Origin of the sequence: Escherichia coli DSM 30083 = JCM 1649 = ATCC 11775 (assembly GCF_003697165.2) — a bacterium.
GTDB classification, from domain to species: Bacteria; Pseudomonadota; Gammaproteobacteria; order Enterobacterales; family Enterobacteriaceae; genus Escherichia; species Escherichia coli.
This window is the reverse complement of the sequence record NZ_CP033092.2, coordinates 733,207-746,438: the sequence shown is the minus strand read 5'-3', so window position 1 is coordinate 746,438 and position 13,232 is coordinate 733,207. Positions and strand designations below refer to the sequence as shown.

Here is a 13,232-nt window from a genome sequence, read left to right as displayed (position 1 = left end):
TGTTTCGAAATTGAATGGTGGAAAGGAGAGGTCATGGTCTGGTTAGCGAATCCCGAACGTTACGGGCGGATGCAGTACCGCTATTGCGGAAAAAGTGGTTTACGCCTGCCCGCGTTATCGCTCGGTTTATGGCACAATTTCGGTCACGTTAACGCGCTGGAATCACAGCGTGCGATCCTGCGTAAAGCGTTTGATTTAGGCATTACGCACTTTGATTTAGCCAACAATTACGGGCCGCCTCCAGGAAGCGCAGAAGAAAACTTTGGTCGCCTGCTGCGCGAGGATTTTGCCGCTTATCGCGATGAACTGATTATCTCTACCAAAGCCGGATACGATATGTGGCCCGGTCCATACGGCTCTGGCGGCTCACGTAAATACCTGCTCGCCAGCCTCGACCAAAGCCTGAAGCGTATGGGGCTTGAGTATGTCGATATCTTTTACTCTCATCGCGTCGATGAAAATACGCCGATGGAAGAAACCGCCTCTGCGCTGGCTCATTCGGTACAAAGCGGTAAGGCGCTGTATGTCGGGATCTCCTCTTACTCGCCAGAGCGGACGCAAAAAATGGTCGAGTTGCTGCGCGAGTGGAAAATTCCGCTGTTAATTCATCAACCTTCGTACAATTTACTGAACCGCTGGGTGGATAAAAGCGGCCTGCTGGATACCCTGCAAAATAACGGCGTGGGCTGCATTGCCTTTACTCCACTGGCTCAGGGATTGCTGACCGGAAAATATCTCAACGGTATTCCGCAAGATTCACGGATGCATCGTGAAGGGAATAAAGTTCGTGGTCTGACGCCGAAAATGCTCACCGAAGCCAACCTCAACAGCCTGCGCTTATTGCATGAAATGGCACAGCAGCGTGGACAATCAATGGCGCAAATGGCGTTAAGCTGGTTGCTGAAAGATGAGCGAGTGACGTCGGTATTGATTGGTGCCAGCCGCGCGGAGCAACTTGAGGAGAACGTGCAGGCGCTGAATAATCTGACATTTAGCACCGAGGAGCTGGCGCAGATTGATCAGCATATCGCCGATGGAGAGCTGAATCTGTGGCAGGCGTCTTCCGATAAATGACCTGTTAATAACGGGCGCGAGAACCGCGCCCGAATCAGATCAGTGATTATGACGAGTCAGTCGGTCAAGATAGCCCATCACAAATGCAGAGAGCACAAACGTCAGATGGATAATGACGTACCACATCAGTTTGTTATCAGGGACATTTTTCGCATCCATAAAGACGCGCAGTAAGTGAATGGAAGAAATTGCCACAATCGACGCTGCTACTTTGTTTTTCAGCGACGTTGCGTCCATTTTCCCCAGCCAGTTCAGCTTCTCTTTGTTCTCGGAGATATCGAGTTGTGAGACGAAATTCTCGTAACCGGAAAACATCACCATCACCAGCAAACCGCCAACCAGCGTCATATCCACCAGCGACAGCAACACGAGGATCAAATCTGATTCCGCCATCGAGAAGATATTCGGCAGTACGTGAATAATCTCCTGGAAGAACTTCAGCGCCAGGGCAACTAACGCCAGCGAAAGGCCAAAGTACACGGGGGCAAGCAGCCAGCGAGAAGCATACATTGCATTTTCAAGAAAACGTTCCATACATTCCTGTCGTGTAGTTAAAACGGGCAACAGTATATCGCAATTAAGTAAACAGCACGCAACAGCAAATCAACATATACGTTAAACCTTTGTCGCATAATTCTGAGGGTTAGGGATCTTCCTGGTTCCCTTATCAACGCATCGAGAGCGTCTACCCTTAAAGGACGTTGAACCTGAAGGGAGAAAAATGATGTCTCATTTAAAAGACCCGACCACGCAGTATTACACTGGTGAATATCCCAAACAGAAACAACCGACGCCAGGCATCCAGGCGAAGATGACACCGGTACCGGATTGCGGCGAGAAAACCTATGTTGGTAGCGGTCGCCTGAAAGATCGTAAAGCACTGGTGACAGGGGGCGATTCCGGAATCGGTCGCGCTGCCGCCATTGCTTACGCGCGTGAAGGGGCTGACGTGGCGATCAGTTATCTTCCCGTGGAAGAAGAAGACGCTCAGGATGTGAAAAAGATCATTGAAGAATGCGGACGCAAAGCCGTTCTGCTGCCAGGCGATTTAAGCGATGAGAAATTCGCCCGTTCGCTGGTTCACGAAGCACACAAGGCGTTAGGCGGGCTGGATATTATGGCGCTGGTAGCCGGGAAACAGGTTGCCATTCCTGATATTGCAGACCTCACCAGCGAACAGTTTCAAAAGACCTTTGCCATTAACGTTTTCGCGTTGTTCTGGCTAACCCAGGAAGCGATCCCCCTGCTACCGAAAGGTGCAAGTATCATCACCACTTCCTCAATCCAGGCATACCAGCCAAGCCCGCATTTACTGGACTATGCGGCTACGAAGGCGGCAATTCTGAACTATAGCCGTGGCCTGGCAAAACAGGTCGCGGAGAAAGGTATTCGGGTGAATATTGTCGCGCCAGGCCCGATCTGGACAGCACTGCAAATTTCTGGCGGACAAACGCAGGATAAGATCCCGCAGTTTGGTCAGAAAACGCCGATGAAGCGTGCGGGGCAACCGGCGGAGCTGGCCCCTGTATATGTTTACCTGGCAAGTCAGGAGTCGAGCTACGTCACCGCAGAAGTGCACGGTGTCTGCGGCGGCGAGCATTTAGGTTAAAAAAATGCCCGGTTGTGAAAAGCAACCGGGCATCATTTTTATTTCGCTTTCGCAGTTTCTTCGCCGACCAGACCTATTTTCAGGTAACCCGCCTGATGCAGCGTATCCATTACCTTCATCAACGTCTCGTAATCGACAGTTTTATCCGCACGGAAGAAGATGGTGGTGTCTTTCTTGCCTTCGGTTAACGCATTCAACGCCGTAATCATTGTTTCATCGGTGACCGGATCGTTACCAATAAACATCGAGTTGTCTGCTTTCACCGACAGATAAACCGGTTTTTCCGGGCGCGGCTGCGGCGTGCTGGTAGAAGCAGGCAAATTCACCTTCACATCTACCGTCGCTAACGGTGCCGCCACCATAAAGATAATCAGCAAAACCAACATCACGTCGATAAACGGCGTCACGTTGATATCATGCATTTCGCCGTTATCGTCGAGGTTTTCGTTAAGATGCATCGCCATCGGACATTATCCTGCACGTAATTTTTGTGCGACACGAACCGGATGCGCAGCGGCGCTGGCTTCCAGATCCAGGTCACGGCTTTGCAGCAACAATACCTGCGCTGCAACATCACCCAGCATCGCTTTAAAGCCGCCAATCTGGCGTGCAAATACGTTATAGATAACGACCGCAGGAATCGCTGCCACGAGGCCGATTGCCGTTGCTAACAGAGCTTCTGCAATACCTGGCGCAACGACTGCCAGGTTAGTGGTCTGCGTTTGCGCGATACCAATAAAGCTGTTCATGATGCCCCAGACCGTACCAAACAGACCAACGAACGGCGAAATCGCGCCGATGGTTGCCAGATAGCCGTTACCACGGCCCATTTGACGACCTACTGCGGCGACCCGACGCTCCAGACGGAAGCTGGTACGTTCTTTAATACCTTCGTTATCGTCGCTGCCTTCTGACAGTTCCAGCTCATTCTGCGCTTCATTGAGCAAATGCAGGCTCAAGCTTTTGCTACCAAAATCAGCGGCGATATCGTTGGCCTGGTTTAAGGAACGCGCTTCAGCCAGCAGTTGCTGCTCGCGCTTAAGACGACGCTTCTGATTGAAGAACTCCACGCTCTTACTGAAGAAAATTGCCCAGGTGACTACGGAGGCCAAAATAAGCCCAATCATCACGCACTTAACGACAATATCGGCGTGCTGATACATACCCCAGACGGAGAGGTCCGTCTGCATTAAATTATTACCCACTGTGTATCTCCAGGACGCAAGTCACAAAATCTGTGCATAATAATATCAAAACGACGTCGAATTGATAGTCGTTCTCATTACTATTTGCATACTGCCGTACCTTTGCTTTCTTTTCCTTGCGTTTACGCAGTAAAAAAGTAACCAGCACGCCATTTGCGAAAATTTTCTGCTTTATGCCAATTCTTCAGGATGCGCCCGCGAATATTCATGCTAGTTTAGACATCCAGACGTATAAAAACAGGAATCCCGACATGGCGGACAAAAAGCTTGATACTCAACTGGTGAATGCAGGACGCAGCAAAAAATACACGCTCGGTGCGGTAAATAGCGTGATTCAGCGCGCGTCTTCGCTGGTCTTTGACAGTGTGGAAGCCAAAAAACACGCGACACGTAATCGCGCCAATGGCGAGTTGTTCTATGGACGGCGTGGAACGTTAACCCATTTCTCCTTACAACAAGCGATGTGTGAACTGGAAGGTGGCGCAGGCTGTGTGCTATTTCCCTGCGGGGCGGCAGCGGTTGCTAATTCCATTCTTGCTTTTGTCGAACAGGGCGATCATGTGTTGATGACCAACACCGCCTATGAACCGAGTCAGGATTTCTGTAGCAAAATCCTCAGCAAACTGGGCGTAACGACATCGTGGTTTGATCCGCTGATTGGTGCCGATATCGTTAATCATCTGCAGCCAAACACTAAAATCGTGTTTCTGGAATCGCCAGGTTCCATCACCATGGAAGTCCACGATGTTCCGGCGATTGTTGCCGCCGTACGCAGTGTGGTCCCGGATGCCATCATTATGATCGACAACACCTGGGCAGCCGGTGTGCTGTTTAAGGCGCTGGATTTTGGCATCGATGTTTCTATTCAGGCCGCCACCAAATATCTGGTTGGGCATTCAGATGCGATGATTGGCACTGCCGTGTGCAATGCCCGTTGCTGGGAGCAGCTGCGAGAGAATGCCTATCTGATGGGCCAGATGGTCGATGCCGATACCGCCTATATAACCAGCCGTGGCCTGCGCACTTTGGGGGTTCGCCTGCGTCAACATCATGAAAGCAGTCTGAAAGTGGCTGAATGGCTGGCAGAACATCCCCAAGTAGCACGAGTTAACCACCCTGCTCTGCCTGGCAGTAAAGGATACGAATTCTGGAAACGAGACTTTACAGGCAGCAGCGGGCTATTTTCCTTTGTGCTTAAGAAAAAACTCAATGATGAAGAGCTGGCGAACTATCTGGATAACTTCAGTTTATTCAGCATGGCCTACTCGTGGGGCGGGTATGAATCGTTGATCCTGGCAAATCAACCAGAACATATCGCCGCCATTCGCCCACAAGGCAAGATCGATTTTAGCGGGACCTTGATTCGCCTGCATATTGGTCTGGAAGATGTCGACGATCTGATTGCCGATCTGGACGCCGGTTTTGCGCGAATTGTATAACATTGCCACTTTTGGACAATTTTGCAGACATTTTATTGTGAAAAGACTTAAATTGTTGCGTCCGGGATCAAGGCGTCCCGGACGATTCAGGAGTACAATAGGCAGATAAAGGCTTAAACGCTGTTCCACAGGAAAGTCCATGGCTGTTATTCAAGATATCATCGCTGCGCTCTGGCAACACGACTTTGCCGCGCTGGCGGACCCTCATATTGTTAGCGTTGTTTACTTTGTTATGTTTGCCACGCTGTTTTTAGAAAACGGCTTGCTGCCCGCCTCATTTTTGCCAGGCGACAGCTTGTTGATACTGGCAGGCGCATTGATTGCCCAGGGGGTTATGGATTTTCTGCCTACGATTGCGATTCTGACCGCCGCAGCAAGTCTGGGCTGCTGGCTAAGTTATATTCAGGGGCGCTGGTTAGGGAATACCAAAACGGTGAAAGGCTGGCTGGCACAGCTTCCTGCTAAATATCACCAGCGCGCCACCTGCATGTTTGACCGCCACGGTCTGCTGGCGCTGCTGGCTGGACGTTTTCTTGCATTTGTCCGTACGCTGCTGCCAACCATGGCGGGAATTTCCGGTCTGCCAAACCGCCGCTTCCAGTTTTTCAACTGGTTAAGCGGATTGCTGTGGGTCAGCGTGGTAACCAGTTTCGGCTATGCCTTAAGTATGATTCCGTTCGTTAAACGACATGAAGATCAGGTAATGACGTTCCTGATGATCCTGCCAATTGCCTTGTTAACCGCTGGCTTGTTGGGCACGCTGTTTGTGGTGATTAAAAAAAAATACTGTAACGCCTGACGATTTTCCCCGTTCCCGGTTGCTGTACCGGGAACGTATTTAATTCCCCTGCATCGCCCGCATTCTTGCCGCATCTTCCCCCGGCGTCACACCGAAGTAACGTTTAAACTCACGGCTAAATTGCGATGCGCTTTCATAGCCGACGCGCATCGCCGCCGCGCTGGCCTTCATGCCGTCGTGGATGATCATCATCCGCGCCTTATGCAGACGGTAATTCTTCAAATACTGCAACGGCGAGGTGCTGGTGACAGACTTAAAATTATGGTGGAACGCCGATACGCTCATGTTGGCTTCTGCCGCCAGTTGCTCGACGCTCAGGTTTTCGGTGTATTTATTCTCAATCCGTTTCAGCACGCGACTAATCAGGCTGAAGTGAGTCTGGCGGCTGACCAGTGCCAGTAACGCGCCGCCGCAAGGTCCGGTCAGCACGTAGTACAGAATTTCGCGGATAATCTGTTTGCCGAGAATGCGCGCATCCAGCGGTCGCTCCATCACATCCAGTAACCGCTCTGCCGCGCATAAAATCTCTTCTGATAACGTGGCGGAGTTAATACCGCTGGCTGCCATTGACGGCTGAAAATGTTCATCTTCGCCAATGTCCATCAACAGTTCCTGTAACTGCAAAATATCGACATTGAGACGCAACCCTGCCAACGGCACCTCTGACGTGGCATAGGTTTCGCACTCAAACGGCAACGGCACCGTCAGCAGGAGATATTCATTAGCGTCATAACGAAACACGCGTTCATTGATATAACCGATTTTATGTCCGGAAAAGAGAATTATGATGCCAGGCTCGTACATCACCGGTGTGCGTGCGAAAGGCGTCTCGCCATACAACAAACGCACATCGGGCAACAGCTCTGACAAACTATTTTCTTTATTTTTCAGTTTATTAACTTTATCCGCCAGCAAGCGGCAAATCTCTTCACGTTTCATATCGCGTAATTTCTTAGGAATAATGCGGCAATTTGATTGTGCGCAATTTTGTAGCATTTCTCCAGCACTCTGGAGAAATAGGCAAGACATTGGCAGAAATGAGCATTGAGAGGTACGGCGCTGGCGACCACAATGAAAAACATCAGGCAGACCGATCTCTGCCCTCATATTGACCCAGCAAAGGGAGCAAGTAATGAACAACTTTAATCTGCACACCCCAACCCGCATTCTGTTTGGTAAAGGCGCAATCGCTGGTTTACGCGAACAAATTCCTCACGATGCTCGCGTATTGATTACCTACGGCGGCGGCAGCGTGAAAAAAACCGGCGTTCTCGATCAAGTTCTGGATGCCCTGAAAGGCATGGACGTGCTGGAATTTGGCGGTATTGAACCAAACCCGGCTTATGAAACGCTGATGAACGCCGTGAAACTGGTTCGCGAACAAAAAGTGACTTTTCTGCTGGCGGTTGGCGGCGGTTCTGTACTGGACGGCACCAAATTTATCGCCGCAGCGGCTAACTATCCGGAAAATATCGATCCGTGGCACATTCTGCAAACGGGCGGCAAAGAGATTAAAAGCGCCATCCCGATGGGCTGTGTGCTGACGCTGCCAGCAACCGGTTCAGAATCCAACGCAGGCGCGGTGATCTCCCGTAAAACCACAGGCGACAAGCAGGCGTTCCATTCTGCCCATGTTCAGCCCGTATTTGCCGTGCTCGATCCGGTTTATACCTACACCCTGCCGTCGCGTCAGGTGGCTAACGGCGTAGTGGACGCCTTTGTACACACCGTGGAACAGTATGTTACCAAACCGGTTGATGCCAAAATTCAGGACCGTTTCGCAGAAGGCATTTTGCTGACGCTGATCGAAGATGGTCCGAAAGCCCTGAAAGAGCCAGAAAACTACGATGTGCGCGCCAACGTCATGTGGGCGGCGACTCAGGCGCTGAACGGTTTGATCGGCGCTGGCGTACCGCAGGACTGGGCAACGCATATGCTGGGCCACGAACTGACTGCGATGCACGGTCTGGATCACGCGCAAACACTGGCTATCGTCCTGCCTGCACTGTGGAATGAAAAACGCGATACCAAGCGCGCTAAGCTGCTGCAATATGCTGAACGCGTCTGGAACATCACTGAAGGTTCAGACGATGAGCGTATTGACGCCGCGATTGCCGCAACCCGCAATTTCTTTGAGCAATTAGGCGTGCCGACCCACCTCTCCGACTACGGTCTGGACGGCAGCTCCATCCCGGCTTTGCTGAAAAAACTGGAAGAGCACGGCATGACCCAACTGGGCGAAAATCATGACATTACGCTGGATGTCAGCCGCCGTATATACGAAGCCGCCCGCTAAGCTTTTTACGCCTCAAACTTTCGTTTTCGGGCATTTCGTCCAGACTTAAGTTCACAACACCTCACCGGAGCCTGCTCCGGTGAGTTCATATAAAGGAGGAACGTATGGCTAATCCAACCGTTATTAAGCTACAGGATGGCAATGTCATGCCCCAGCTGGGACTGGGCGTCTGGCAAGCAAGTAATGAGGAAGTAATCACCGCCATTCAAAAAGCGTTAGAAGTGGGTTATCGCTCGATTGATACCGCCGCAGCCTACAAGAACGAAGAAGGTGTCGGCAAAGCCCTGAAAAATGCCTCAGTCAACAGAGAAGAACTGTTCATCACCACTAAGCTGTGGAACGACGACCACAAGCGCCCCCGCGAAGCCCTGCTCGACAGCCTGAAAAAACTCCAGCTTGATTATATCGACCTCTATTTAATGCACTGGCCCGTTCCCGCTATCGACCATTATGTCGAAGCATGGAAAGGCATGATCGAATTGCAAAAAGAGGGATTAATCAAAAGCATCGGCGTGTGCAACTTCCAGATCCATCACCTGCAACGCCTGATTGATGAAACTGGCGTGACGCCTGTGATAAACCAGATCGAACTTCACCCGCTGATGCAACAACGCCAGCTACATGCCTGGAACGCGACACACAAAATCCAGACCGAATCCTGGAGCCCATTAGCGCAAGGAGGGAAAGGCGTTTTCGATCAGAAAGTCATTCGCGATCTGGCAGATAAATACGGCAAAACCCCTGCGCAGATTGTTATCCGCTGGCATCTGGATAGCGGCCTGGTGGTGATCCCAAAATCGGTCACACCTTCACGCATTGTCGAAAACTTTGATGTCTGGGATTTCCGTCTCGACAAAGACGAACTTGGCGAAATTGCAAAACTCGATCAGGGCAAGCGTCTCGGTCCCGATCCTGACCAGTTCGGCGGCTAACGTGCAAATTCTCCCGGTGGCGGTAATGTTCCGCTACCGGACTTTTCAGAAATCATTTATTCCCCTCGCGTCCCGCCCGTTGCTACTCTTCCTTGTTCAGGAATGCCAAATATAAGGACATCATCATGCAGAGCCGGAAGCTCTTAAAAGAACAACTCATCTATATCCGGGATAAACGCAACGGAGAGGTGAAAAACAGATGAAAATAATACTTCTGTTTTTAGCAGCCCTGGCAAGTTTTACCGTACACGCACAGCCCCCCTCACAGACCGTAGAACAAACAGTCCGGCATATTTATCAGAACTATAAATCAGATGCCACTGCCCCTTATTTTGGTGAAACCGGAGAGCGAGCGATAACTTCTGCGCGTATTCAACAGGCGCTTACCCTGAACGACAATCTTACGCTGCCGGGCAATATTGGCTGGCTGGATTATGATCCGGTTTGTGATTGTCAGGATTTTGGCGATCTGGTGTTAGAAAGCGTAGCGATAACCCAAACTGACGCCGATCATGCCGATGCCGTTGTGCGCTTTCGTATCTTTAAAGACGATAAAGAAAAGACCTCGCAGACACTGAAAATGGTGGCGGAAAATGGTCGTTGGGTCATTGGCGATATTGTCAGCAATCATGGCAGCGTCTTACAAGCGGTTAATAGCGAGAATGAAAAAACGCTGGCCGCTATAGCTTCGTTGCAAAAAGAACAGCCGGAAGCCTTTGTTGCCGAACTCTTTGAACATATTGCTGATTATAGCTGGCCGTGGACGTGGGTGGTTTCCGACTCTTACCGCCAGGCGGTCAATGCCTTCTATAAAACCACCTTCAAGACGGCCAACAATCCCGATGAAGATATGCAAATAGAACGGCAATTTATTTACGACAATCCGATCTGTTTTGGCGAAGAGTCGTTATTTTCACGCGTTGATGAAATTCGAGTCCTGGAGAAAACCACCGATTCCGCCCGCATTCATGTTCGCTTTACGCTGACCAATGGCAACAACGAAGAGCAAGAACTGATTTTACAGCGGCGCGAAGGTAAGTGGGAAATCGCTGATTTTATCCGCCCGAACAGCGGCAGCCTACTTAAGCAGATTGAGGCAAAAACCGCCGCCAGATTAAAACAATGAGCTGAATTAAATAACAATTAGCCGGAACAATAAATAAAAGGGAACACTATATGAAAACGATTTTCACCGTGGGAGCTGTTGTTCTGGCAACCTGCTTGCTCAGTGGCTGCGTCAATGAGCAAAAGATCAATCAGCTGGCGAGCAATGTGCAAACATTAAATGCCAAAATCGCCCGGCTTGAGCAGGATATGAAAGCATTACGCCCACAAATCTATGCTGCCAAATCCGAAGCTAACAGAGCCAATACGCGTCTTGATGCACAGGACTATTTCGACTGCCTGCGCTGCTTGCGTATGTACGCAGAATGATAAAAAAATCCCCGGCAGCATTCTGTTACCGGGGATATTTTTTAACGTCCAACCGCCGCTTTAGGGCGTTTCTTCGCACCAGCATTCTGCAGGCGAGATTGCGTAGACGACGCTTTTTTTGCCGTAGCAGGCGTCTGACGCTGGGTCGCCATCGGCGTATGTTTAGTCAACGCCGGACGGGTATTGCGGTTCTGGCGGCGAGCCTCACGCATCTCTTCAATGGTTGGCGCAGGCACTAAGCAATCGCGACGGCTGCCAATCAGATGCTTTTTGCCCATCGCTTCCAGCGCCTGGCGGATTAACGGCCAGTTTGCCGGATCGTGGTAACGCAACAACGCTTTATGCAGGCGACGCTGCTTGTCGCCCTTCGGTACGAAGACGTCTTCACTCTTATAACCAATCTTCGCCAGCGGGTTTTTGCCGGTGTAATACATGGTGGTCGAGTTAGCCAGCGGCGACGGATAGAAGTTCTGCACCTGGTCGAGGCGGAAGCGATGCTTTTTCAGCCATAGCGCCAGATTCACCATATCTTCATCACGCGTACCCGGGTGCGCGGAGATGAAATACGGGATCAGATACTGTTCTTTACCTGCCTGTTTCGAGTAAGTATCGAACAGCTCTTTAAAGCGGTCATAGCTGCCCATGCCCGGCTTCATCATCTTCGATAACGGCCCTTCTTCGGTATGTTCCGGGGCAATCTTCAGATAACCGCCAACGTGATGGGTCGCCAGCTCTTTGATATAGCGCGGATCTTCTACGGCGATGTCATAACGCACACCAGAGGCAATCAGGATCTTTTTAATGCCTTTCAGATCGCGCGCACGGCGATAGAGGTTAATCGTCGGTTCGTGGTTAGTGTCCATATGCGGACAAATATCCGGATAAACGCACGACAAACGACGGCAGGTTTGCTCAGCGCGTGGCGATTTGCAACGCAACATATACATGTTGGCAGTAGGCCCACCGAGATCGGAAATCACGCCCGTAAAACCTGGAACAGTGTCGCGGATCGCTTCGATCTCATTAATAATCGAATCTTCGGAACGGCTCTGAATAATGCGCCCTTCGTGCTCGGTAATAGAACAGAAAGAGCAGCCGCCAAAGCAGCCACGCATAATGTTGACCGAGAAACGAATCATTTCGTAAGCCGGAATTCGGGCATTACCGTAAGCCGGATGCGGCACGCGCTTGTACGGCAGCGCAAAGACGCTATCCATCTCTTCGGTAGAAAGCGGAATAGCAGGCGGGTTGATCCATACATAGCGGTCGCCATGTTTTTGCATCAATGCGCGGGCGCAGCCTGGGTTAGTTTCGTGGTGCAGAATGCGCGAAGCATGGGCGTACAGCACTTTATCGCCCTTCACTTTCTCGAAAGAAGGCAGCAACACGTAGGTTTTTTCCCACGGTTTCGGGCGTGGTGGCTGCACGGTTACAGCTTTGGCTTCCTGCTTTTTCGGAGCTACCGGTTTGTTATCCGCGCACGGCAAATCTTCGCCATACGGATGCGGGATTGGGTCGATTTTCCCTGGGGTATCAAGACGGGTGGAATCCACACCGCTCCAGCCAGGCAACGCCTCTTTTACGATAATCGCGGTATTACGCACATCGCGGATTTCACTAATCGGCTCGCCCATCGCCAGACGGTGCGCCACTTCCACCAGCGGACGCTCACCGTTACCAAACATCAGCATGTCGGCTTTCGAATCCACCAGCACGGAACGGCGCACGGTATCCGACCAGTAATCATAGTGCGCGGTACGGCGCAGGCTGGCCTCAATACCGCCGAGGATCACCGGCACATCTTTCCACGCCTCTTTACAACGTTGGGTATAAACCAGTGTGGCGCGATCCGGACGCTTACCCGCGACATTATCTGGCGTGTAGGCATCGTCATGACGTAAACGGCGATCGGCGGTATAGCGGTTGATCATCGAGTCCATGTTGCCAGCAGTAACACCGAAAAACAGATTCGGTTTACCCAGACGCATGAAATCGTCTTTACTGCTCCAGTCTGGCTGAGCGATGATCCCCACGCGAAAGCCCTGCGCTTCCAGCATACGACCACAAATCGCCATCCCGAAGCTTGGGTGATCAACATACGCATCACCTGTTACCAAAATGATGTCGCAGCTATCCCAGCCAAGTTGATCCATCTCTTCACGTGACATCGGCAAAAACGGTGCCGGTCCAAAACAGGCGGCCCAGTACTGCGGCCAGGAGAACAGGTCGCGATCCGGTTGGATCAGGGAGATAGAGCTCATTTTGCTTCCAGAAATGGTAAAAAAATAATCAAAGGCCGGGGATTATACGCTGTATCACACGCGGAAATGAAGTGATGTTGATGAACGGTGGCGAAATACCCTGGTGAGGTTTTTCACTGCCCGACTTGGGCAAGCACATTTAAGGCTGGCGGTATCGTGGCAACTGCCGCTACTATTTATGCC

The 13,232-nt window shown here is 51.1% G+C and carries 13 protein-coding genes; 8 read left to right on the top strand and 5 right to left on the bottom strand.

What is annotated here, in order from left to right; genetic code table 11:
* The first annotated feature begins 33 nt into the window (after window positions 1–33).
* Complete coding sequence (gpr, locus tag EAS44_RS04435; RefSeq protein ID WP_000262190.1) at window positions 34–1,074, top strand: L-glyceraldehyde 3-phosphate reductase; 1,041 nt, start codon at window positions 34–36, stop codon at window positions 1,072–1,074.
* A gap of 39 nt (window positions 1,075–1,113) precedes the next feature.
* Here gpr and yqhA read toward each other — a convergent pair whose 3' ends face one another.
* Window positions 1,114–1,608, bottom strand: a complete 495-nt coding sequence (gene yqhA / locus EAS44_RS04430; RefSeq protein ID WP_000439331.1) for a TIGR00645 family protein — start codon at window positions 1,606–1,608, stop codon at window positions 1,114–1,116.
* 190 nt (window positions 1,609–1,798) lie between these two features.
* Here yqhA and yghA point away from each other — a divergent pair, with 190 nt between their 5' ends.
* Complete coding sequence (gene yghA, locus EAS44_RS04425) at window positions 1,799–2,683, top strand: NADP(+)-dependent aldehyde reductase (RefSeq protein ID WP_000018758.1); 885 nt, start codon at window positions 1,799–1,801, stop codon at window positions 2,681–2,683.
* Window positions 2,684–2,721: 38 nt separating this feature from the next.
* Here yghA and exbD read toward each other — a convergent pair whose 3' ends face one another.
* Window positions 2,722–3,147, bottom strand: coding sequence for a TonB system transport protein ExbD (exbD, locus tag EAS44_RS04420; protein ID WP_001240712.1), 426 nt, complete (start codon window positions 3,145–3,147; stop codon window positions 2,722–2,724).
* A gap of 6 nt (window positions 3,148–3,153) precedes the next feature.
* Window positions 3,154–3,888 carry a tol-pal system-associated acyl-CoA thioesterase gene (exbB, locus tag EAS44_RS04415; RefSeq protein WP_000527844.1) on the bottom strand — a complete coding sequence of 245 codons (735 nt, stop codon included), beginning with the start codon at window positions 3,886–3,888 and terminating at the stop codon, window positions 3,154–3,156.
* Window positions 3,889–4,139: 251 nt separating this feature from the next.
* Between exbB and metC the strand changes: the two genes are divergently transcribed.
* Entirely contained in the window at window positions 4,140–5,327 is a 1,188-nt protein-coding gene (metC, locus tag EAS44_RS04410) for a cystathionine beta-lyase (protein ID WP_000763935.1), read from the top strand.
* Between the two features lie 139 nt (window positions 5,328–5,466).
* Window positions 5,467–6,126 carry a DedA family general envelope maintenance protein YghB gene (yghB, locus tag EAS44_RS04405; protein WP_000268419.1) on the top strand — a complete coding sequence of 220 codons (660 nt, stop codon included), beginning with the start codon at window positions 5,467–5,469 and terminating at the stop codon, window positions 6,124–6,126.
* A gap of 39 nt (window positions 6,127–6,165) precedes the next feature.
* On the opposite strand, the gene yqhC is transcribed toward yghB, so the two are convergent.
* Window positions 6,166–7,065, bottom strand: coding sequence for a DNA-binding transcriptional regulator YqhC (yqhC, locus tag EAS44_RS04400; protein WP_001298382.1), 900 nt, complete (start codon window positions 7,063–7,065; stop codon window positions 6,166–6,168).
* Window positions 7,066–7,258: 193 nt separating this feature from the next.
* Here yqhC and yqhD point away from each other — a divergent pair, with 193 nt between their 5' ends.
* The 4 genes from yqhD to yqhH all read left to right on the top strand — a co-directional run bounded on the left by yqhD (window position 7,259) and on the right by yqhH (window position 10,788).
* On the top strand, window positions 7,259–8,422 hold the full coding sequence (gene yqhD, locus EAS44_RS04395) for an alcohol dehydrogenase (RefSeq protein WP_001058819.1): 1,164 nt from the start codon (window positions 7,259–7,261) through the stop codon (window positions 8,420–8,422).
* A 104-nt stretch (window positions 8,423–8,526) separates the two neighbouring features.
* Window positions 8,527–9,354 carry a 2,5-didehydrogluconate reductase DkgA gene (gene dkgA / locus EAS44_RS04390; RefSeq protein ID WP_000013152.1) on the top strand — a complete coding sequence of 276 codons (828 nt, stop codon included), beginning with the start codon at window positions 8,527–8,529 and terminating at the stop codon, window positions 9,352–9,354.
* A 199-nt stretch (window positions 9,355–9,553) separates the two neighbouring features.
* Window positions 9,554–10,480: a YbjP/YqhG family protein gene (gene yqhG, locus EAS44_RS04385; protein WP_000691616.1), complete on the top strand. Its 927-nt coding sequence runs from the start codon at window positions 9,554–9,556 to the stop codon at window positions 10,478–10,480.
* A gap of 50 nt (window positions 10,481–10,530) precedes the next feature.
* Window positions 10,531–10,788, top strand: coding sequence for a lipoprotein YqhH (gene yqhH, locus EAS44_RS04380; protein WP_000848521.1), 258 nt, complete (start codon window positions 10,531–10,533; stop codon window positions 10,786–10,788).
* A 41-nt stretch (window positions 10,789–10,829) separates the two neighbouring features.
* Here yqhH and ygiQ read toward each other — a convergent pair whose 3' ends face one another.
* Window positions 10,830–13,049 carry a YgiQ family radical SAM protein gene (gene ygiQ, locus EAS44_RS04375; RefSeq protein ID WP_000095186.1) on the bottom strand — a complete coding sequence of 740 codons (2,220 nt, stop codon included), beginning with the start codon at window positions 13,047–13,049 and terminating at the stop codon, window positions 10,830–10,832.
* Window positions 13,050–13,232 lie beyond the last annotated feature (183 nt).

Excerpts from the sequence above, each read along its gene's own strand:
- gpr (WP_000262190.1), top strand. The coding sequence starts at position 34 with ATGGTCTGGTTAGCGAATCCCGAACGTTACGGGCGGATGCAGTACCGC.
- yqhA (WP_000439331.1), bottom strand. The coding sequence starts at position 1,608 with ATGGAACGTTTTCTTGAAAATGCAATGTATGCTTCTCGCTGGCTGCTT.
- yghA (WP_000018758.1), top strand. The coding sequence starts at position 1,799 with ATGTCTCATTTAAAAGACCCGACCACGCAGTATTACACTGGTGAATAT.
- exbD (WP_001240712.1), bottom strand. The coding sequence starts at position 3,147 with ATGGCGATGCATCTTAACGAAAACCTCGACGATAACGGCGAAATGCAT.
- metC (WP_000763935.1), top strand. The coding sequence starts at position 4,140 with ATGGCGGACAAAAAGCTTGATACTCAACTGGTGAATGCAGGACGCAGC.
- yghB (WP_000268419.1), top strand. The coding sequence starts at position 5,467 with ATGGCTGTTATTCAAGATATCATCGCTGCGCTCTGGCAACACGACTTT.
- yqhC (WP_001298382.1), bottom strand. The coding sequence starts at position 7,065 with ATGAAACGTGAAGAGATTTGCCGCTTGCTGGCGGATAAAGTTAATAAA.
- yqhD (WP_001058819.1), top strand. The coding sequence starts at position 7,259 with ATGAACAACTTTAATCTGCACACCCCAACCCGCATTCTGTTTGGTAAA.
- dkgA (WP_000013152.1), top strand. The coding sequence starts at position 8,527 with ATGGCTAATCCAACCGTTATTAAGCTACAGGATGGCAATGTCATGCCC.
- yqhG (WP_000691616.1), top strand. The coding sequence starts at position 9,554 with ATGAAAATAATACTTCTGTTTTTAGCAGCCCTGGCAAGTTTTACCGTA.
- yqhH (WP_000848521.1), top strand. The coding sequence starts at position 10,531 with ATGAAAACGATTTTCACCGTGGGAGCTGTTGTTCTGGCAACCTGCTTG.
- ygiQ (WP_000095186.1), bottom strand. The coding sequence starts at position 13,049 with ATGAGCTCTATCTCCCTGATCCAACCGGATCGCGACCTGTTCTCCTGG.